Annotated in this window: 20 protein-coding genes and 1 pseudogene; 16 read left to right on the top strand and 5 right to left on the bottom strand. The window is 68.7% G+C overall.

Annotated elements, in window-relative coordinates:
• Window positions 1–254 precede the first annotated feature (254 nt).
• Together msrA and C9412_RS00690 are read right to left on the bottom strand one after the other, a co-directional pair.
• Entirely contained in the window at window positions 255–920 is a 666-nt protein-coding gene (msrA, locus tag C9412_RS00695; protein ID WP_181358653.1) for a peptide-methionine (S)-S-oxide reductase MsrA, read from the bottom strand.
• Between the two features lie 30 nt (window positions 921–950).
• Window positions 951–1,214, bottom strand: coding sequence for a DUF2007 domain-containing protein (locus C9412_RS00690; RefSeq protein WP_106550103.1), 264 nt, complete (start codon window positions 1,212–1,214; stop codon window positions 951–953).
• A gap of 287 nt (window positions 1,215–1,501) precedes the next feature.
• On the opposite strand from C9412_RS00690, the gene C9412_RS00685 reads away from it, so the two are divergent.
• The 6 genes from C9412_RS00685 (at window position 1,502) to C9412_RS00660 (ending at window position 6,871) form a co-directional block, all read left to right on the top strand.
• On the top strand, window positions 1,502–3,250 hold the full coding sequence (locus C9412_RS00685; RefSeq protein ID WP_107229915.1) for a glutamine--tRNA ligase/YqeY domain fusion protein: 1,749 nt from the start codon (window positions 1,502–1,504) through the stop codon (window positions 3,248–3,250).
• Between the two features lie 43 nt (window positions 3,251–3,293).
• Window positions 3,294–3,947, top strand: a complete 654-nt coding sequence (locus tag C9412_RS00680; RefSeq protein ID WP_107229914.1) for a hypothetical protein — start codon at window positions 3,294–3,296, stop codon at window positions 3,945–3,947.
• A gap of 48 nt (window positions 3,948–3,995) precedes the next feature.
• Complete coding sequence (locus tag C9412_RS00675; RefSeq protein ID WP_107229913.1) at window positions 3,996–4,718, top strand: DUF6348 family protein; 723 nt, start codon at window positions 3,996–3,998, stop codon at window positions 4,716–4,718.
• Window positions 4,719–4,814: 96 nt separating this feature from the next.
• The gene (locus C9412_RS00670; RefSeq protein ID WP_107229912.1) at window positions 4,815–5,375 is read left to right on the top strand and encodes a nucleoside deaminase; all 561 of its coding nucleotides are present in this window, start codon (window positions 4,815–4,817) and stop codon (window positions 5,373–5,375) included.
• Window positions 5,359–6,426 carry a 23S rRNA (cytidine(2498)-2'-O)-methyltransferase RlmM gene (gene rlmM, locus C9412_RS00665; RefSeq protein ID WP_107229911.1) on the top strand — a complete coding sequence of 356 codons (1,068 nt, stop codon included), beginning with the start codon at window positions 5,359–5,361 and terminating at the stop codon, window positions 6,424–6,426. Before C9412_RS00670 ends, rlmM begins: the two co-directional genes overlap by 17 nt.
• A 49-nt stretch (window positions 6,427–6,475) precedes the next feature.
• On the top strand, window positions 6,476–6,871 hold the full coding sequence (locus C9412_RS00660; protein WP_107229910.1) for a hypothetical protein: 396 nt from the start codon (window positions 6,476–6,478) through the stop codon (window positions 6,869–6,871).
• A 233-nt stretch (window positions 6,872–7,104) separates the two neighbouring features.
• On the opposite strand, the gene C9412_RS00655 is transcribed toward C9412_RS00660, so the two are convergent.
• Window positions 7,105–8,286 (bottom strand): UbiH/UbiF family hydroxylase, encoded by a 1,182-nt coding sequence (locus tag C9412_RS00655; RefSeq protein ID WP_107229909.1) that lies wholly within the window; start codon window positions 8,284–8,286, stop codon window positions 7,105–7,107.
• A complete protein-coding gene (gene ubiH, locus C9412_RS00650) occupies window positions 8,283–9,491 on the bottom strand; it encodes a 2-octaprenyl-6-methoxyphenyl hydroxylase (RefSeq protein WP_107229908.1) in 1,209 nt (402 codons plus the stop codon). Before ubiH ends, C9412_RS00655 begins: the two co-directional genes overlap by 4 nt.
• Window positions 9,492–9,598: 107 nt before the next feature.
• Here ubiH and C9412_RS00645 point away from each other — a divergent pair, with 107 nt between their 5' ends.
• The 10 genes and pseudogenes from C9412_RS00645 (at window position 9,599) to C9412_RS00600 (ending at window position 19,497) form a co-directional block, all read left to right on the top strand.
• Entirely contained in the window at window positions 9,599–10,183 is a 585-nt protein-coding gene (locus C9412_RS00645; protein WP_107229907.1) for a hypothetical protein, read from the top strand.
• Between the two features lie 8 nt (window positions 10,184–10,191).
• Window positions 10,192–10,746: a cob(I)yrinic acid a,c-diamide adenosyltransferase gene (locus tag C9412_RS00640; RefSeq protein WP_107229906.1), complete on the top strand. Its 555-nt coding sequence runs from the start codon at window positions 10,192–10,194 to the stop codon at window positions 10,744–10,746.
• A 9-nt stretch (window positions 10,747–10,755) separates the two neighbouring features.
• Window positions 10,756–11,694, top strand: coding sequence for a histone deacetylase family protein (locus C9412_RS00635; RefSeq protein ID WP_107229905.1), 939 nt, complete (start codon window positions 10,756–10,758; stop codon window positions 11,692–11,694).
• An 89-nt stretch (window positions 11,695–11,783) separates the two neighbouring features.
• Entirely contained in the window at window positions 11,784–14,285 is a 2,502-nt protein-coding gene (lptD, locus tag C9412_RS00630) for an LPS-assembly protein LptD (protein ID WP_107230411.1), read from the top strand.
• Window positions 14,282–15,613, top strand: a pseudogene (locus tag C9412_RS00625) (peptidylprolyl isomerase); the annotation flags it as partial. The gene lptD and the pseudogene C9412_RS00625, both read left to right, overlap by 4 nt.
• 18 nt (window positions 15,614–15,631) lie before the next feature.
• On the top strand, window positions 15,632–16,612 hold the full coding sequence (pdxA, locus tag C9412_RS00620; protein ID WP_107229903.1) for a 4-hydroxythreonine-4-phosphate dehydrogenase PdxA: 981 nt from the start codon (window positions 15,632–15,634) through the stop codon (window positions 16,610–16,612).
• Window positions 16,609–17,412: a 16S rRNA (adenine(1518)-N(6)/adenine(1519)-N(6))-dimethyltransferase RsmA gene (rsmA, locus tag C9412_RS00615; RefSeq protein ID WP_107229902.1), complete on the top strand. Its 804-nt coding sequence runs from the start codon at window positions 16,609–16,611 to the stop codon at window positions 17,410–17,412. Before pdxA ends, rsmA begins: the two co-directional genes overlap by 4 nt.
• 13 nt (window positions 17,413–17,425) lie before the next feature.
• Window positions 17,426–17,809, top strand: a complete 384-nt coding sequence (apaG, locus tag C9412_RS00610; RefSeq protein ID WP_005415346.1) for a Co2+/Mg2+ efflux protein ApaG — start codon at window positions 17,426–17,428, stop codon at window positions 17,807–17,809.
• Between the two features lie 15 nt (window positions 17,810–17,824).
• Complete coding sequence (locus C9412_RS00605) at window positions 17,825–18,850, top strand: symmetrical bis(5'-nucleosyl)-tetraphosphatase (RefSeq protein WP_107229901.1); 1,026 nt, start codon at window positions 17,825–17,827, stop codon at window positions 18,848–18,850.
• Window positions 18,847–19,497 carry a DUF1287 domain-containing protein gene (locus tag C9412_RS00600; RefSeq protein ID WP_107229900.1) on the top strand — a complete coding sequence of 217 codons (651 nt, stop codon included), beginning with the start codon at window positions 18,847–18,849 and terminating at the stop codon, window positions 19,495–19,497. The genes C9412_RS00605 and C9412_RS00600 overlap by 4 nt, the downstream gene beginning before the upstream one ends.
• Before the next feature lie 116 nt (window positions 19,498–19,613).
• Here the strand turns inward: C9412_RS00600 and C9412_RS00595 are convergent, their stop codons facing one another.
• On the bottom strand, window positions 19,614–20,105 hold the full coding sequence (locus C9412_RS00595; RefSeq protein WP_107229899.1) for a dihydrofolate reductase: 492 nt from the start codon (window positions 20,103–20,105) through the stop codon (window positions 19,614–19,616).
• Window position 20,106 lies beyond the last annotated feature (1 nt).

Below are 20,106 nucleotides of genomic sequence, written 5' to 3'. Positions count from 1 at the left end.
TGGGACGGGGGCGGCTGGCAGGACCGTTGGCGCCATGGATGGCGCCATCGAGCCCCCATGGGTGAGGGCGCTTTGCTTGCGAAGCACTGCTTCGCAAGCGCCCGAACGCCCAGCCGCTAGCGGCTGGGCCGGACCGCGGAGCGGGGTTTACGGCGTGTCCTGCCAGCCGCCCCCGTCCCGCCAAACCATCAGCAACCCATAGCCGCTGTGGATGTTGATGTGGATGTTGCCCGCCGCAGGCGGACCTCCGCGCGTCAGCGCGGCGCCTCCACATCCAGGCCGATCGGGCAGCTCACGCCGGTGCCGCCAATGCCGCAGTAGCCGTTCGGGTTCTTCGCCAGGTACTGCTGGTGGTAATCCTCGGCGTAGTAGTACGCCGGTGCCGGGAACACGATCTCGGTGGTGATCGGCCCGTAGCTGGCCGCATCCAGCTGCGCCTGGTAGGCCTCGCGGCTGGCCAGCGCGGCCTTGTACTGCGCCTCGTCGGTGGCGTGGATGGCCGAGCGGTACTGGGTGCCGGTGTCGTTGCCCTGGCGCATGCCCTGGGTCGGGTCGTGGCTTTCCCAGAACAGCTGCAGCAGACGCTCCAGGCTCACCACTGCCGGATCGAACACCACCTGCACCACTTCGGTGTGGCCGGTCAGGCCCGAGCAGACCTCTTCATAGGTCGGGTTCGGGGTGATGCCACCGGCATAGCCCACCGAGGTGCTGTACACGCCCGGCTCGGTCCAGAACTTGCGCTCGGCGCCCCAGAAGCAGCCCAGCGCGAAGCGGATCTGCTGCAGGCCGGCGAAGCGGTCCTTCAGCGGATGGCTGTTCACGAAGTGCTGGTTGCTGTGCAGCGGCAGCGGCTGCTCGCGCCCCGGCAACGCTTCTTCCGCACGCGGCAGGCGCTGCTTGAACGCACCGATGCCGAGAATGCCCTGGCCAATACCCAACATGATGCGCTCCTACGCCGGCAGTCCGGCAATGTCGTCTGCATCGGAGATGGGGTCGGACGGGGCCTGGCCCAAGTCCAGCGCGGCCACGATGTCCTCGGCCTGCGGGCGCGCGGCATCGGGGATGCCGACCCGCAGTACGCCAAACAGCGGCAGCTCGCCCATGCCGCCCAGCAGCGACTCGCCGAACACGAAGGCCGGGATGCCGGCATCTTCCAGCGCGTGCTTGACCAGGTGGGCGTCGAACAGGTTGTCGGCCTTGTACACGATGTGCATGCGGCGGCTCCGTGGGACAGGGGTCCAGCATACGCCCGGGGGCTGAATGCCGGTGGTGCGTTCTGCCGGCCAGCGGCCGGCACTACCCATCCGCGTGTGGATACGCAATCTGCCGGCCAGCGGCCGGCACTACCCATCTGCGTGTCGATCCGCAATCCGGCAGCCGGCAACCCCGGAAGATGGGGGGGTAGTGCCGGCCGCTGGCCGGCAACCCCCTGGCCCACCGGGCAGCCCTGCCCGGTACGCGCTAGACTGTTGGTCTTTCTGCCCTTTTTCGCCCCAGACTCATGTCCGAGCACACCCCCGCCAGCCCCGAGACCCCCGCCGACAGCCACGAGAAGCGCGATTTCATCCGCCAGATCGTGCGCGAGGACCTGGCCAGCGGAAAGCACCAGGCGATCAAGACCCGCTTCCCGCCCGAACCCAACGGCTACCTGCACATCGGCCACGCCAAGTCGATCTGCCTGAATTTCGGCATCGCCGGTGAGTTCAGCGGCGTCTGCAACCTGCGCTTCGACGACACCAACCCGGCCAAGGAAGATCCGGAATACGTGGCCGCGATCCAGGACGACGTGCGCTGGCTGGGCTTCGAGTGGAACGAGCTGCGCCACGCCTCGGACTACTTCCAGACCTACTACCTGGCCGCCGAGAAGCTGATCGAACAGGGCAAGGCCTATGTCTGCGACCTGTCAGCCGAGGAAGTGCGCGCCTACCGCGGCACCCTGACCGAGCCGGGCCGCCCGTCGCCGTGGCGCGACCGCAGCGTCGAGGAAAACCTCGACCTGTTCCGCCGCATGCGCGCCGGTGAATTCCCGGATGGCGCGCGCACCCTGCGCGCCAAGATCGACATGGCCAGTGGCAACATCAACCTGCGCGATCCGGCGCTGTACCGCATCAAGCACGTCGAGCACCAGAACACCGGCAACGCGTGGCCGATCTACCCGATGTACGACTTCGCCCATGCACTGGGCGATTCGATCGAGGGCATCACCCACTCGCTGTGCACGCTGGAATTCGAAGACCACCGCCCGCTGTACGACTGGTGTGTGGACAACGTCGATTTCGCCCATGACGACGCGCTGACCCAGCCGCTGGTCGACGCCGGCCTGCCGCGCGAAGCGGCCAAGCCGCGCCAGATCGAGTTCTCGCGCCTGAACATCAACTACACGGTGATGAGCAAGCGCAAGCTGATGGCGCTGGTCACCGAACAGCTGGTGGATGGCTGGGAAGACCCGCGCATGCCGACCCTGCAGGGCCTGCGTCGCCGCGGCTACACCCCGGCGGCGATGCGCCTTTTCGCCGAGCGCGTGGGCATCAGCAAGCAGAATTCGCTGATCGACTTCAGCGTGCTGGAAGGCGCGCTGCGCGAAGACCTGGACAGCGCCGCACCGCGTCGCATGGCGGTGGTCGACCCGGTCAAGCTGGTGCTGACCAATCTGCCCGAAGGCCATGCAGAGCAGCTGACCTTCAGCAACCATCCGAAGGACGAGAGTTTCGGCAGCCGCGAAGTGCCGTTCGCACGCGAGGTGTGGATCGACCGCGAGGACTTCGCCGAAGTACCGCCGAAGGGCTGGAAGCGCCTGGTGCCGGGCGGCGAAGTGCGCCTGCGCGGCGCCGGCATCATCCGCTGCGATGAAGTGGTCAAGGACGCCGACGGCACCATCACCGAGCTGCGCGGCTGGCTGGATCCGGAATCGCGTCCTGGCATGGAAGGCGCCAACCGCAAGGTCAAGGGCACCATCCACTGGGTCAGCGCCGTGCATGGCGTGCCGGCTGAGATCCGCCTGTACGACCGCCTGTTCTCGGTGCCGAACCCGGACGACGAATCGGAAGGCAAGACCTACCGCGACTACCTCAACCCGGAATCGCGCCGCACCGTCACCGGCTATGTCGAGCCGGCCGCGGCCAGCGCTGCAGCGGAACAGTCGTTCCAGTTCGAGCGCACCGGCTACTTCGTCGCCGATCGCCGCGACCACACCGAAGCCAAGCCGGTGTTCAACCGCAGCGTGACCCTGCGCGACACCTGGTCGGCCTGAGCAACGGCGCGGGCGCCCGCACGGCGCCCGCACGACCGCGACGATGATCACCGCCCTGTCCGCCCTGCTCTGGTTCATCTCGCAGCATCCGCTGCTGACGTTCTTTGCAGCAATGGTGCTGGCCGGGCTGGTCTCGTGGTGGCGGCGTTCACCGGTCTACGCCATCGCGGTATTCCCGCTGGCGATGCTCAACATCTTCCTCGGCAGCTTCCTCAACGCCACCTTCCTCAATGCGGTGGGCGAGCGCGGAGTGGCGGTGATCGTCAAGGCCGAGGAAACCAGTTCCACGCTCAACGAGCAGTACATCTGGCGCTACGAAGCGGTACTGCGCACCGCCGAGGGCCGCGACGTGGAGGTGGTGTTCCATACCAATACCGCCGCGCTGTGGCCGCTGGAGAACACGATCCGCATCCCGGCGCAGGACCAGCCGTTCGTGGTGAAGTACACCCCGGGTTTCCCGCGCAACTTCGTCATCCTCACCGATGAATCGCCACATGGCATCGCCCAGGCCCGTGCCAGTGCTCGCGAGCGGGTGGAGGTGGCGGCGCGCAAGCTGCACTTCAGCCCGGGCAACGCCGACTTCCGCGCGGACTATCGCCGCGAGCTGCAGACCTGGCTGCGCGACCAGGGCGATGATCCGCAGCAACAGACGGACGCGCAGCGGTATCGCGCAGAACTCGACGCGCTCGACCGCTAGCCCCAGGCCCGGCCTGGATGCCCCACCCCATCCATCCACAGGCCCGACATGACCACCGGCTCCATCGCCCTTCTCCCGCTGCTGCAGCAGGTGCTGCAGGAAGACGGCATCACCTGCCGCGTCGACGACAGCGCACTGCAGCTGGACAGCGGCCTACGCCTGACCCCGCATGCGATGGCGGCCCAGGCGCGCGACAACGGCGGCTGGCAGACCTCCACGGTCATCGAGATCCAGCACCCCGTGCTGTTCGCCGATGGCCTGTTCGAGTACCAGCACGCCAACGGTGCCGATGAGCGGGCGTCGCTGCTGTCCGGCCTGCAGACCTGGGTGCGGGTGGACCTGGCGACCCTGCAGACCGCGGTCGGCGCCGCCGATGCGCAGGGCCTGCCGATGCTGGGCCTGACCTATCCGGCCGGCGACGAAGGCGAGGAACTGCAGCGCACCGTGGTGCTGGGGCCGCTGGCACACTACCGCGCACAGGAGGTGGATGCCTCCACCTGCCGCGAGGACGACCACGGCTCCTGCCCCTGCTGTCTGTTCACCAGGAGCATGGACGCCTTCGACGACCTGCTGAAGGCGCGCCCGTTCCTGGCCATCCGCCTGTTCGCCTCGCGCGACGCCGAGGGCCTGTGCGAGGCCGATTGCCGGGTCAACGGCCATGACTTCGCCGCCGCGCTGCCGCTGCTGCGCGCCTACGCCGCCAGCTGGCCGCAGGCCGGCCTGGAGTTCCGCAAGCAGTACGTGGTGATCCGCACCGGCGCGCCCGCCTGATCCCACCCACACCCGGTACAGGCCGGTGCGGCTACACTGCGCGCCGGTTCCCCAAGCAACCGCACTTTCTTCCATCCCACACGAGGCACCCCCGCGATGCTGTACGCGCAAGTCCACCTGACCCTTCCCGCCTGGATCCACGACCAGATCGACCTGGATCGTCGATATCCGGGCGATGAGGCCAAGGTCGCACTGGCGATCGAGCTGTCGCGGCTGAACGTCGAGCACGCCAGTGGCGGCCCGTTTGGCGCGGTGGTGTTCGGGCCGGATGACAAGGTCATCGCCGCCGGTGTGAACCGGGTGATGCCGCATGCGACCTCGCTGGCGCACGCCGAGAACATGGCCTACATGCTGGCCCAGCAGCGCCTGCAGACCCCGCGCCTGAACGCGGTGCTGTCGCCGGTCACCCTGGCTACCAGCTCGCAGCCGTGCTGCCAGTGCTACGGCGCCACCGTCTGGGCCGGCATTGACCGCCTGCTGATCGGCGCCAGCTCGGCCGACGTCGAGGAACTGACCCCGTTCGACGAAGGCCCGCTGCCGGCCGACTGGGTCGGCGAACTCAACAAGCGTGGCATCGAAGTGGTGCAGGGCCTGAACCGCGACGCCGCACGCAGCGTGCTGCGCGCCTATGGGGAAAGCGATGGCGCCCGTTACTGAGGCCGGCATCGGCCTGCTGTGCCTGTGCCGGCAGGGCTTCGAGCCCGAGCTGGCCGGCGAGCTGCAGTTCCGCGCCGGTGAAGCCGGTTTCGCTGGCTATGCGCGCACCCAGCGCAATGACGGCTACGTGCTGTTCATGTGCGATGAGGCGGCTGCGCTGGCGCCACGCCTGCGCTGGCGCGAGCTGATCTTCGCGCGGCAGAAGCTGGTGGTGCTGGCCGAATTGCCGCAGCTGGACCCGGCCGACCGCATCAGCCCGATGCTCGAGGTGCTGGCCGATGCGCCACGCTTCGGTGACCTGTGGGTGGAACATCCGGACTCGGACGCCGGCAAGCCGCTGTCCGGGCTGGCCCGCGCGTTCGGCAACGCACTGCGCCCGGCGCTGCGCAAGGCCGGCAAGCTGACCGACAAGCCGAACAACCGGCTGCCGCGCCTGCACGTGGTGTTCGTCGACGGCACCCACGCCTTCGTCTGCGTCGCCGATCCGGCCGACAGCGCGCCGTGGGCACTGGGCATTCCGCGCCTGAAGCTGCTGCCCGAAGCGCCCTCGCGCTCGGCGCTGAAGCTGGACGAAGCGCTGCTGACCCTGCTGACGCCGGAAGAGCGCGAAGCGCTGGTCAAGCCCGGCATGCGCGCGGCCGACCTCGGTGCCGCGCCCGGCGGCTGGACCTGGGTGCTGACCCGCCAGCACATGCAGGTGCTGAGCATCGACAACGGCCCCTTGCGCCAGCACGTGCTGGACACTGGACTGGTCGAGCACCTGCGTGCCGATGGTTTCCACTGGCACCCGGAGCAGCCGCTGGACTGGATGGTCTGCGACATGGTCGAGCAGCCGCGCCGCGTGGCCGAGCGCATGGCCACCTGGTTCCGCGAAGGCTGGTGCCGCCACGCGATCTTCAACCTGAAACTGCCGATGAAGAAGCGCTGGGACGAGACCCGGCTGTGCCTGGACCTGTTCCAGGACCAGGCCGGCAAGCCGCTGGTGGTGCGCGCCAAGCAGCTGTACCACGACCGCGAAGAGATCACCGTACTGGCTTCGCCGCTGCGCTGAACCCATTGCATCCGCCGGGCGTGGCCCGGCGCTACCGGGGAACGGAACCATGCGATACCACTCGCTCACCCTGCTGATCACCTTGCTGGCAGCCACCCCGGCGATGGCCCAGCAGCTGCCGCACACGCCGGCCCAGAGCCAACCACTCGGGCCGACCGGTGGCGCGATCCGCCAGCAGCCGCTGGATGCCGGACGGGTCACCGGCAGCGTGCAGATCGCACAGCCGGTCGGTGAGGCGCAGGTGACCGTGCGCTCGCTGGAACCGAGCAGCGTGCTCGGCCAGTACCGCATCCGCTTCAGCGACCTGGACGTGGATGGCGATGGCTTCATCAGCCGCCAGGAAGCGCAGGCCAACCCGGCGCTGGCCGACGAATTCAACGCGCTGGACCGCGAGCACCGCGGCAAGCTCGACCGCGCCGACCTGGCGGGTTGGCTGGTCGATTGATCCACCGTCGCGATCTTCATCCACGCATGGCGTGGATCTACTGAACCCCTGCGGAGCCCGCCTTCGGTTGACGTGGATCTACTGAACCCCTGCGGAGCCCGCTTTCGGTAGGTGCCAACCTTGGTTGGCACAATGTCGGTGCCGTGCCAACCAAGGTTGGCACCTACAGAGCGGCGTCCCGTGGTTGGTAACACGCCAGCGATGCCCGCAGCGCCGTGCGGTCTGTATTCCGGCTATACGCCGGCGGCGCGCTTCCAGAATGCCTGCACCAGCGGTGGCCACTTGCCCACGCAGCCCAATGCGCGACCACGGGCCAGGGTCAGGTGCATCTCGTCGTTGGAGAACAGGCGGTTGATCGCATCGAAGCTGTAGGCCGCGATGTGGTTGTCGCTGCGCCGTTCGCGCGCCCAGCGCTGCAGGCGCTGCGGCGACAGGCGCGGCTGGCCGCGGCGTTCGGCCGACGGCGCCAGCCACGTCTGCAGGGCGGCCACATCACGTAGGCCCAGGTTCACGCCCTGCCCGGCCAGCGGATGCACCACATGCGCCGCATCGCCGAGTGCCAGCACGCGGCCGGCCACGTAATGGCGGGCCAACTGGCGGCGCAGCGGGAACGCCGCGCGTGCCGAGACCAGCCGCAGTTCGCCCAAGCGCGCGGCGAAGGCACGGGTCAGTTCGCGATTGAACGCGGCATCGTCCAGCGCCAGCACGCGTGCCGCTTCATCCTCGGGCAGGGTCCACACGATGGAACTGCGGCGTTCGGCCACTGGCAGCAGCGCCAGTGGCCCGGTCGGCAGGAAGCGCTGCCAGGCCGTGGCCTGGTTGGGAAGCTCGCTGTCGACGTAGGCCACCACGCCACGCTGGTGGTAGTCGTGTTTTTCAACCTCGATCCCGGCCAGCTGGCGCAGGGTCGATTCGGCACCGTCGGCCGCCACGGCCAGTGCCGCGTCCAGGCGGCGGCCATCGTCCAGGCGCAGGCGCACGCCGTCCTCATCCTGTTCCAGCGCTTCCACCCGCGCCGGGCAGTGCAACTGCACGCCAGCCGCTGGCAGAGCCGCCCACAGGCGATCCTGCAGCAGGCCGTTCTCGACGATGTAACCCAGCTGGCGACGGCCGAAGCGATCAGCGTCGAACAGCAGATCCTCGCCACCGGCGGCATCCCACACCTGCATGCGCCGGTACGGCCAGGCACGGGCCTGGGCAATGCCCGGCCATACGCCCAGTCGCTCGAGCAGCTGCACGTTGTCGGCGGCGAAGGCGAATACCCGCAGATCCGGCCGCGTGGCCTGCCACGGTGCCGGCTCGCGACCTTCGACCAGCGCTACGGAGAGCCCGGCGTCGGCCAGCGCCAAGGCACAGGCCGCACCGACCACGCCGCCGCCCACGACGGCCACATCCAGGCGCCCGCGGCGGCTCATGCGGCTTCTCCCCGGCACAGGCGCGGCACCTCGCCGCGGAAGCCCATCGCACCACCGACCAGCATCGACTGCACCGACGCGCGCTGTGCGGCCACCAGGCCAAGACTGCGCAACGGCCGCATCAGCGGCGCCGGGTTGCTGGTCAACCGCGCCAGGCCTCCGGAGAAGGCCACCGTCTGCCGGCGGTCTTCCTCGCGACGGGCGGCATAGGCCTGCAGCAGCGCCTCACTGCCGGCATCGTCGCCGCCCTCTTCGAGCAGTTCGGCCAGGGTCAGCGCATCGCGCAGGCCCAGGTTGAAGCCCTGCGCGCCCAGCGGATGAATGGTCTGGGCGGCATTGCCGAGCAGCACCGCGCGCTCACCGGCCAATGCGCGCGCCAGCACCTGGATGAGCGGATAGGCACTGCGCGGGCCGGAGTCGAGCAGGCGACCGGCACGCCAGCCGATCGCCGCCTGCAGGCGCTGCAGCCACGCCGCATCGTCCAGCGCCATCACGGCATCGGCCTGATCACGGGCCACGCCATGCACGGTACCGAAATGGCGGTCGCCGCGTGGCAGCAGGGCGGTCGGGCCGGTATCGGTGAAGCGCTCCCAGGCGGTGCCATCCGGTGCGCGCTGGCTGCGCACGCGCGCCACGAACAGGGTCTGCTGGAAATCATGGCGGTCAACTTCGATGCCCAGTGCACCACGCACACCGCTGGTGGTACCGTCGGCCCCCACCACCAGCCGCGCCAGCAGCACGCGTTCGCCGGCCTCGTCGGCCACCCGCACCTGACGGTAGCCGTCGACCACCTCGCCCAGGCCCAGGAACCGCATCGGCCGGTAACGGCGCAGGCGCGGCAGTTCCTGCAAGCGTGCTTCCAGTGCCTGGCCGAAATCGCGTGCCACCACCACCTGGCCGAACCACGGCCGGTCATAGTCGGCCGCATCAAGCTGCACCCGTCCAAAGTCGCCGGCACGGCTGACATGGATGCGACGGATCGGGCCCGGTGCCATGGCCAGCTTCTGCATCACCCCCAGCGCGGTCAGCGCGTTGACGGTGGCTGCGGCAAAGCTGAGGTTGCGCTGGTCGAACACCGCCGGCAGCTCGCCGGCCGGGCTGGCCTCGAGCAGGCCTACATCGCGCCCCAGGCGGTCCAGGGCAATGGCCAGGCTGGCGCCGACCAGGCCGCCGCCGACGATCAACACGTCATGTCGTTCACTCATGGCATGGATGATACGCGCTCGCCCCACCGGCAGCCCCACCGCCCCCACCTGCGCCAACCGGCGTGGCGGGCTAGAATGAAAGCTGAATCCGCTCCGGGCCCGCCCCCATGTCCGACACCGCCAACCGCGCTTTCGTCCTGTCCGTGCTCGTGTTGTTGCTGGCGGCGACCCGGGTCAACCACTTCGCGGCCATCCCCGACGCATCCTGGGCGGTGTTCTTCATCGGTGGCTTCTACCTGGCGCGCTGGACGCGCTGGGCGTTCCCGCTGCTGATGGTGTTTGCGGTGCTGGTGGACTGGATCGTGATCCGCAGCAGCGGCCTGGATTTCTGGCAGCACTACTGCGTATCGCCCGGTTACTGGCTGCTGCTGCCGGCGTACTTCTCGCTGTGGGCCGGTGGCCTGCTGCTCGGCCGCAACTACCAGGGTGCCCGCTGGCCGGTGCTGGCCAAGGGGGCGCTGCTGCTGGTGGCCTCGGTGGCGCTCTGCCATCTGCTGGCGCAGGGCGGCTTCTACTGGACCACGCGCAACGTGGCCGAACCGACGCTGGCCGGCTGGGCACAGAACTATGCACAGTGGTTCGGCCCTTACCTGCGCACCACCGCGATCTATGTGGCGCTGGCCGCGGCGCTGCAGCTGGCCGTGGAGCAGGTGCTGAAGCTCCAGCAGGCCCGCCGCGACATCCATCACTGAGCCGCGCCATGGGCCACCGCCTCTCGCGCATCTATACCCGCACCGGCGACGACGGCAGCACCGGCCTCGGCGACGGCCGCCGCGTGGCCAAGGATGACGCCCGTGTCGCTTCCTATGGCACCGTTGACGAGGCCAACGCCGCGCTGGGGCTGCTGTTGGCCACGACGCTGCCCGACGATGTGCGGGCGCTGCTGGTGCATCTGCAGCACCAGCTGTTCGACCTGGGTGCGGAGCTGTGCATCCCCGGCCATGCCGCGATCCACGCCGCCGACGTCTCGGCGCTGGAGCAGCAGCTGGACCACTACAACGCCGGCCTGCCGATGCTGAAGGAGTTCATCCTGCCGGCCGGCGGCGAGGCCGCCGCACGCTGTCATCTGGCGCGCACCATCGTGCGCCGCGCCGAGCGCGAGACCGTTGCCCTGGCCCGCCAGGAAGCGGTGCGCAGCGAGGCCCTGCAGTACCTCAACCGGCTGTCGGACCTGCTGTTCGTGCTGGCCCGGGTACTGGCCCGGGCCGACGGCCACGGCGAGGTGCTGTGGCAGCCCCAGCCGCGTACGCGCTGAGTCGGCACGATGCTGGTCTTCACCCATCCTGCCTGCCAGCTGCACGATCCCGGCCCGGGCCACCCGGAATGCCCGCAACGCCTGCAGTACGTGCTCGATGCGTTGCATGCTGCCTTCCCGGGCCAGCTGGACTGGCGCAAAGCACCGCCGGCCAAGTTCGGTGAACTCAGCCGCGTCCACGACAGTGCCCTGCTCGACTTCGTGCTGCAGCCGCAGACCGCGCCGCTGCGCCAGCTGGACATGGACACCTGGACCTCGCCGGGTTCGGCCAGTGCCGCCGTGCATGCGGCCGGCGCCGGTGTGGCCGCCGTCGATGCGGTGATGCTGGGCGAGGATCCGCTGGCCTTCTGCGCGGTACGGCCGCCGGGCCACCACGCCACCAGCAGCACCGCCATGGGCTTCTGCCTGCTCAACAACATCGCCATCGCGGCCGCCTATGCGCGCGATCGCCATGGCCTGGAGCGGATCGCGGTGGTCGACTTCGACGTGCACCACGGCAACGGTACCCAGGACATCTTCCAGCACGACGCGCGGGTCTCGTACTACAGCACCCACCAGGCCGGCCTGTTCCCCAATTCCGGCCTGCGCCGCGACCGCGGTGCCGGCAATCTGATGAACATCCTGCTGCCGCCGGGCAGTGGCGGTTTCCGCTTCCGCAATGTCTGGGCCGACGAGATGCTGCCGGCCATCGACGACTTCCGCCCGCAGCTGCTGCTGATCTCGGCCGGCTTCGATGCCCATCTGCGCGATCCACAGGCCGACCTGATGCTGGAAACCGACGATTTCGCCTGGATCAGCGCTGAACTGCACGCGCTGGCACGGCGCCACGCGGCCGGCCGGGTGGTGTCGATGCTGGAAGGCGGATACGACCTGCAGGCCCTTGCCGAGTGCAGCGTCGCCCATGTCCGGGCCCTGATGTCACCGGCCCGGGACGCCACCGCCGGATGAACCCGAACCGGCGCGACCCGGCCTCCTTCATTGCCCCTATGCAAGGGATGGGGCAAGCTACCGTCCGTTTTCGCCCGAATCCGAACCGCGTGCGCCGAGCCCTCCGCCTGCTTCCCCTGCCTCTGAGCATCGCCATCTGCCTGCCGGCAATGGCCGATGAAAAGCCGCTCAACTGGGGCCTGTGCCCGGCCACCGACGTCATTCCCGCGTTTTCTGATGCGCCCACCCCGGTCCCGGGGCAGGACAAGGCCGCCGCCAGCGCCGCGCGCGAGCAGCAGCCCACCGACATCGAAGGCGACCAGCTGCTCGGCACCACCACCGTGCCGCAGTACGAGGGCAACGTGGCGCTGCGCCGGGGCGACCAGTTCGTCGGTACCGACAAGCTCAGCTTCGACACCGAGACCGGCAACTACATCGCCGACGGCAATGTCCGCTACCAGGACTCCTCGATCCGCATGGTCGCCAAGCGCGCCGAGGGCAACCAGGAAAGCGATACCCACAAGATCACCGACATCAAGTACCAGCTGGTCTCGCGCCGCGGCAACGGCGATGCCGAGTCGGTGGACCTGCAGGGTGCGGTCGGGCAGATGCACCGCTCCACCTACACCACCTGCGACCCGTCGCAGCCGGTGTGGAAACTGTCGGCGCCGCAGATCGAAGTGGACAACGACGAAGGCTTCGGCACCGCCCGCAACGCCGTGCTGCGTATCGGCAAGGTGCCGGTGCTGTGGGCGCCGTACTTCAAGTTCCCGATCGATGACCGCCGCAAGACCGGCCTGCTGTTCCCACAGCTGGGCATGTCCGGGCGCAACGGTTTCGACTACGCGCAGCCGATCTACTTCAATCTGGCGCCGAACTACGACGACACCCTGACCCCGCGCTACATGAGCCGGCGCGGCCTGATGCTCGACAACGAGTTCCGCTATCTCTACAACGGCGGCCGCGGCGAACTGCTGACTGCCTTCATGCCCGACGACAAGCTGCGCGACCGTGACCGCGGCCGGGTGATGTTCAGCGGCTACCACAACGTGGACGATCACTGGCAGGCGCGCGCCAATCTGGCCTGGGTCAGCGACGAGCGCTATGTCGAGGACTTCGCCAACCGCCTGGTCGGCGTGACCGCCTCCAACCTGCAGAGCACGGTGGGCCTGTACGGCACCGGCACCAACTGGACGGCCGGCATCATGGCCGACCGCTGGCAGCTGACCGACTACACCCTCAATGAGAGCGCACTGCCGTACAACCGCCAGCCGCGCGTGTTCTTCAACTGGGACAAGCCGGTCCTGCCGTGGCTGGAAACCGGCCTGTATGCCGAGGCCGTGCGCTTCACCCACGACGACGTCAATTTCAAGTATGGCGCCGATGCCGGCCCGGACCTGCAGTACACCCGCAACGGCCAGCAGCAGCGCTCCGGTGTCGGTGTCAGCGGCGGTTCCCGCCTGGACCTGAAGCCGTACGTGTCCTTCCCCATCAGTGGCGCGGCCTGGTACATCACGCCGACCCTGGCCTACCGCTATACGGCCTACCAGCTGGACCGCGGCCTGGTTGACGGCGTCAACGGCATCCAGGGCCAGATCCTGCGCTCGCAGGGCATCGACCCGACCACCGCCACCCCGGAACAGCTGCGCGGCAACACCTCGCCCAGCCGCAGCCTGCCGATCGGCAGCATCGACGCCGGCCTGTTCTTCGACCGCGAGACCAGCATCGGCGGCAAGTCGTTCCTGCAGACCCTGGAGCCGCGCCTGTTCTACCTGCGCACGCCGTACCGCAACCAGGACGACCTGCCGATCTTCGACACCCGCGACTTCACCTTCAGCTGGGGCCAGCTGTTCCGCGACTCGCGCTACACCGGTGCCGACCGCCAGAACGATGCCAACCAGCTGACCCTGGCCCTGGGCACCCGCTTCATCGACCAGACCACCGGCAAGGAGCGGTTCTCGGCCGCGATCGGCCAGATCCAGTACTTCGACGAGTCGCGGGTGACCGTCACCCCCGGCGGCGCGCCGGTGGAAAAGGGCAAGTCGGCCTGGATCGCCGACGGCAACTACATGATCAACGACCGCTGGACGCTGGGCGCCACCTACCAGTGGGACCCCAAGTACAAGCGCGAGGATCTGGCCAGCGTCCGTGCCCGCTACCTGATGCCCAACGATGGCGTGGTCAACCTGACCTACCGCTACCGCATCAACTCCGGTGCCCCGGCCAACGCCAACAAGCATGACCGGACCCTGCTGGAACAGGCCGACCTGTCGTTCCTGTACCCGCTGAATGCGCGCTGGAGCCTGGTCGGCCGCTACTACTACTCCCTGCAGGACAAGGAACCGCTGGAAATCATCGCCGGCGTTCAGTGGGACAGCTGCTGCCTGGCCGTGCGCGCGGTCGCCCGCCGCTACGTGCGCAACCGCGAGGGCGAGATGAACAACGCCATCCAGCTGGAGTTCGTGCTCAAGGGCCTGAGCTCTCTCGGCCAGGACACGGACCGTACCCTGCGCCGTGCTATCCTCGGCTACAACCGCGACGACCTCTATCTGGTGCCGCCGAGCAACACCGGGGCGACCCGGGACGACTACGATCCGAACCTGATCCCATGACCAAGCGCTTCCCCGTTCTTCTCGCCTCGCTGCTGGCGGTGTCCAGCGTGTCCGCCCCCCTGCAGGTGCTTGCCCAGCAGGCGCAGCCGCTTGACCGCATCGCCGCCGTCGTCGATGAGGACGTGATCCTGCAGAGCGAACTCCAGCGCGCGATCGCCAACATCAAGGCCCAGTACGTCGGCCGTGAAAACCAGCTGCCGCCGGAAGACGTGCTCAGCCGCCAGGTGCTTGAGCGCCTGGTGCTGGTCAAGCTGCAGGTGGCGCGCGCCCAGGGCAGCGGCATCCGCATCAGCGACCAGGAACTGAACCAGGCGATGAATGCCATCGCCCAGCAGAATGGTTCGAATCTGGACGCCCTGCGCCAGCGCCTGGCCCATGACGGCGTGGATTTCAACGATTTCCGTGCCTCGGTCCGCGACGAGATCACCGTGCAGCGCCTGCGCCAGAGCTTCGCGCAGAGCCGCATCAGCGTCAGCGAGGGCGAAGTGGATGCCGCGCTGAAGCAGCAGGCCACCGTCGGCAACCAGTACCACCTGGCGCACATCCTGGTGGCCCTGCCCGACGGCGCCAACGCCGACCAGATCGCCACCGGCCAGAAGAAGGCTGACGGCGTGAAGGCCCTGCTCGACAAGGGCGAGCTGGACTTCAACGCCGCCGCCGTGCGCTATTCGGACAGCCCCAACGCGCTGGAAGGCGGCGACCTGGGCTGGCGCAGCCTGGATGAAATTCCGCAGGCCTTCGCCCAGCTGATGGAAAAGATGAAGGCCGGCGACGTGGTCGGCCCGATCCGTGGCCCCAGCGGCTTCCAGCTGCTGAAGCTGGTGGAAGTGCGTGACGCCAGTGCTGCCGCCGCCGGCGAGCATACCGTCACCGAGTTCCACGGCCGCCACATCCTGGTGCGCGTGGACGACCACCAGACCGATGCCGCTGCCAAGGCCAAGATCGACACCCTGCGTGCACGCATCGCCGGCGGTGCCGACTTCCAGGCCGTGGCCAAGGAGTCCTCCGAGGACAACAACAGCAAGGGCCAGGGCGGTGATCTGGGCTGGTTCCCGGCCGACGCGTTCGGTCCGGCCTTCGGCCAGCAGGTGAGTGGCCTCCAGGATGGTGGCGTCAGCCAGCCGTTCCGCACCGACGCCGGTTGGCACATCGTGCAGCGCGTGGCTACGCGCCAGACTGATGTGACCACCGACAACCAGCGTGCCCAGGTCCGCGAGACCATCGGCCGCCGCAAGCTGGAAGACGAGTACAACCGCTTCCTGCAGGAACTGCGTGGCGAAGCCTACGTCAGCTTCCGCAGCGGCGACCGCGCGGAAAACACCGCCACGCCGCCGCAGTCCTGACCGATGCGCCCCGAGCTCGCGCTGGTACCGGGCGAGCCCGCCGGGATCGGCCCGGAACTGTGTGTCCGCCTTGTCCAGCAGCCGCGTGAAGATTGCCGGCTGCTGGCGTTCGCCGACCCGGACACCCTGCGCGCGGCCGCTGCCGCGCTGAACCTGCCCCTGCAACTGCTGCCCGAAGACGCCGAAGCCCGCGTCCCCGGCGATCTGCGCCTGCGCGTGGTGGCCAATGCCGTGCCCAGCCATTTCGGCCAGGCCGACCCGGCCAATGCCAGTGCGGTCATCGGCGCCCTGCTCGGCGCCGGCCAGGCCTGCCTGTCCGGGGAGCTGCACGGCGTGGTCACCGGGCCGGTGCACAAGGCGGTCATCAACGACGGCGGCATTGCCTACAGCGGCACCACCGAACTGCTGGCCGACCAGGCCGGGGTCAAGGTGGTGATGATGCTGGCCAACAGCATCGTGCGCGTGGCCCTGGCCACCACCCACCTGCCGCTGCGCGAGGTGGCCGACGCCATCACCGCGCCCGGCCTGGAACATACCCTGCGCACCGTGCATGCCGCGCTGCGCCGCGAGTTCGGCCTGCCGGCACCGCGCATCGCCGTGCTCGGCCTGAACCCGCATGCCGGCGAAGACGGCCATCTGGGCCATGAGGAGCTGGACCTGATCATCCCGTTGCTGCAGCGCCTGCGCGCCGAAGGCATGGAGCTGATCGGCCCGCTGCCGGCCGACACCGCATTCCTGCCAGCCAAGCTGGCCGGTTTCGACACCGTGCTGGCGATGTACCACGACCAGGGCCTGCCCGTGCTGAAGTATTCCGGCTTCGAGCAGGCCGTGAACCTGACTCTGGGCCTGCCCTACCCGCGTGTGGCGGTGGACCACGGCACCGCCCTGGACCTGGCCGGGCGCGGCATTGCCGACCCCTCCAGTCTGCAGGCGGCGACGGCGCTGTGTGCGCAGCTGGCGCGGCAACGTACACTGAGCGCATGAATTCCCCGCATTCCCCCTCCGGCCCGGTGTTTACCGCCCCGGCCAAGAAGCAGCTTGGCCAGCATTTCCTGGCCGATCGCCACTACATCGACAAGATCGTGATGGCGGTCAATCCGAAAGAAGGCGATCGCCTGGTTGAAATCGGCCCCGGCCAGGGTGCGATCACGCTGCCGCTGCTGCGCGTGCATCCGAAACTGACGGTGATCGAGTTCGACCGCGACCTGATCGCACCGCTGACCGCCGCTGCCGCGCCGCTGGGCGAGCTGACCATCGTCCACCGCGACGTGCTGCGCGTGGATTTCACCGAGCTGGCCGCCGGCCAGCCGATCCGCCTGGTCGGCAACCTGCCCTACAACATCTCCTCGCCGATCCTGTTCCATGCGCTGGAGCACGCCGCGGTGATCCGCGACATGCACTTCATGCTGCAGAAGGAAGTGGTCGACCGCATGGCCGCCGGCCCGGGCAGCAAGGTCTATGGCCGCCTCAGCGTGATGCTGCAGGCGTACTGCCAGGTGACCTCACTGTTCGTGGTGCCGCCGGGCGCGTTCCGGCCGCCGCCGAAGGTCGACTCGGCCGTGGTTCGGCTGGTGCCGCGCGACCCGGCCACGATCAACATCCACGACCACAAGCGCTTCGCCGAGGTGGTCAAGGCCGCGTTCGGGCAGCGCCGCAAGACCCTGCGCAACGCGCTCAACAACGTGGTCTCCGCCGAGCAGTTCGTTGCCGCCGACGTACGTCCCGATGCCCGCGCCGAACAGCTGGACGTGGCCGAATTCATCGCTTTGGCCAATGCCTCCTGATTACACTGCCGGTATGGAAGACGCTGACGTTTACGCCATCTCCGTCGAAGTCGCGCCGCGCTTCCTCGACGATCAATCCGCGCCGGAAGACGGCCGCTATGCGTTCGCCTACACGATCCGCATCCACAACCAGGGGCGGGTTGCCGCGCGCCTGGTCGCACGCCACTGGCGCATCACCGATGCCAACGGTCGCGTCGAGCATGTCGATGGTGATGGCGTGATCGGCGAGCAGCCGCGGCTGCGCCCCGGTGAAGACTTCCGTTACACGTCCGGTGTCATGCTGGGAACCGATCACGGCACCATGCAGGGGCATTACGACATGGTCGCCGACGACGGCACCGAATTCGCCGCGCCGGTCGCACCGTTCGTGCTGGCCGTGCCGCGTACCCTGCACTGACACGGAGGCCGAACGATGAGTGTGTGGGCGATCGGCGACCTGCAGGGCTGCTATGACGTCACCCAGCGATTGCTGGAGAAGATCCGCTTCGACCCGGCGCAGGACACCCTGTGGTTCTGCGGCGATCTGGTCAACCGTGGCGGCCAGTCGCTGGAAACGCTGCGGCTGGTGCACTCGCTGCGCGAGCACAGCGTGGTGGTGCTGGGCAATCATGATCTTTCGCTGCTGGCCGTCGGTGCACGCACCGAAGAGGAACAGCGCAAGGTCAATCCGGACCTGCTGCGCATCGTGCAGGCCGAAGACCGCGACGAACTGCTGGACTGGCTGCGCCTGCAGAAGCTGGTGCACGTGGACCGTGAGCTGGGCTGGATGATGGTGCATGCCGGCCTGGCGCCGAAGTGGACCACGCAGATGGCCGAGAAGCATGCCGCCGAAGTGGAAGTGCAGCTGCACGGCGCCGGCTACCGCAAGCTGTTCCGCAACATGTACGGCGACAAGCCGAGCTGGGCGCCGAACCTGTCCGGCTATGACCGCTCGCGGGCGATCATCAACGTGCTCACCCGCATGCGTTACTGCACCCCGCGCGGGCGCATCGGCATTGAAGATAAGGGCACGCCCGGCACCCAGGAACAGGGGCTGTATCCCTGGTTCGAAGTCCCCGGCCGGGTCGAGCGCGACCTCAAGGTCGTCTGCGGCCACTGGTCGGCCCTGGGCCTGACCATCACCCAGGGCGTGCACGCCATCGATACCGGCGCGGTGTGGGGCGGCAAGCTGACCGCACTGCAGCTGGACACCGATGAACTGCGCGTGGTGCAGGTGCCGGGCCGCGATGTGCCGGCACCAGTGCCCAACGCCCGCCCGCCGGCGCGCCCTGCGCACGAGCGGCCGGCAGCGGCGCCGCAGGGCAAGGAACACGGCGGCGGCAACACGCCCGCGGCCAATCCGGGCAACCGTGGACCGCGTCGTCGCCGCCGTCGAGGCGGGGGGGGCGGGGGTGGCTCCACTGGCCCCGGCAACAACGGCGCCCCGCCGCAGGCATGATGCGCGCGGGCCGGGCACCAGGGACGGTGCTGCTGCTGACGCTGGCCATCGCCAGCGGCTGCCAGCCTGCTCCGCCTCCCTCCCCCGGCACAGCGCAGAGCGAAGACCGCCGCCCGGCGCAGCAGACTGCATCGTCCCCGCTGGTGACCGCCGCGCGTGCGCAGATCGGCGTCACCACCCGCTACGACCCGGCCTACCGGGTGCTGGCCTACCCCGGCGGCGACGTGCCGGCCGATCGTGGAGTCTGCACCGACGTGGTGGTGCGAGCGCTGCGCAGCCAAGGCCTGGACCTGCAGGCCCGCGTGCATGAGGACATGCGCGACGACTTCAGCGCCTATCCAGCGATCTGGGGCCTGTCACGACCGGACCGCAACATCGACCATCGGCGCGTGCCGAACCTGATGCGCTGGTTCGAGCGGCAGGGGTGGCAGCAGCCGATCACCGCCGCCGCCGCCGACTACGCGGCCGGCGACATCGTCGCCTGGAAGCTCAACGGCAATGGCCTGCTGCATGTGGGCATCGTCTCCGACCGCCGCCTGGCCGATGGCACGCCGCTGGTGCTGCACAACATCGCGCGCGGCACGCGCGAAGAGAACCTGCTGTTCCTGCACGCGATCATCGGCCATTACCGGATGCCCGGGCCGTAGCGTCGAGCTTGCTCGACGGTGCCGGTACAGGCCTCGTAGCGTCGAGCTTGCTCGACGAAGCCGTGTGTATCCGCCAAGAGCAGTCGAGCAAGCTCGACTCTACTCGTGCGTTGCCCTCAGCGGCGCAGGTAGTGCACGAAGCGGAACGCGTAGGCGTGGCGCGCATCGGCCGGGTGCGGCTCGCTGTTCACTTCCTGCCAGTCCTGCGCATCCACTTCAGGGAAATGCGTGTCAGCCGGCACCTCCGCATCGACCCAGGTCAGGTACAGGTCGCTGGCCTGGTCCAGCAGCTGGTGGAATATCTCGCCGCCGCCGATGATGCACAGCTCACTGGCGCCCTCGCCTTCGGCAATCGCCTTGGCCTCCTCCAGCGACGCCACCGCACGCATGCCCTCGAATGGCACCTGGCCGCTGCGGGTGAGCACCAGGTTGGTCCGCCCCGGCAACACGCGGCCGATCGATTCGGCGGTCTTGCGCCCCATCAGGATCGGCTTGCCCAGGGTCAGCGCCTTGAAGTGCTTGAAGTCGTCCGGCAGATGCCAGGGCATGGCATTGCCCTGGCCGATGCCCCGGTTGCGGTCCAGCGCCACGATCATCGACAGCTTCATC

This window comes from Stenotrophomonas sp. Nf1 (genome assembly GCF_003028475.1).
GTDB lineage: Bacteria > Pseudomonadota > Gammaproteobacteria > Xanthomonadales > Xanthomonadaceae > Stenotrophomonas.
This window is presented reverse-complemented; position numbering and strand designations above follow the sequence as displayed.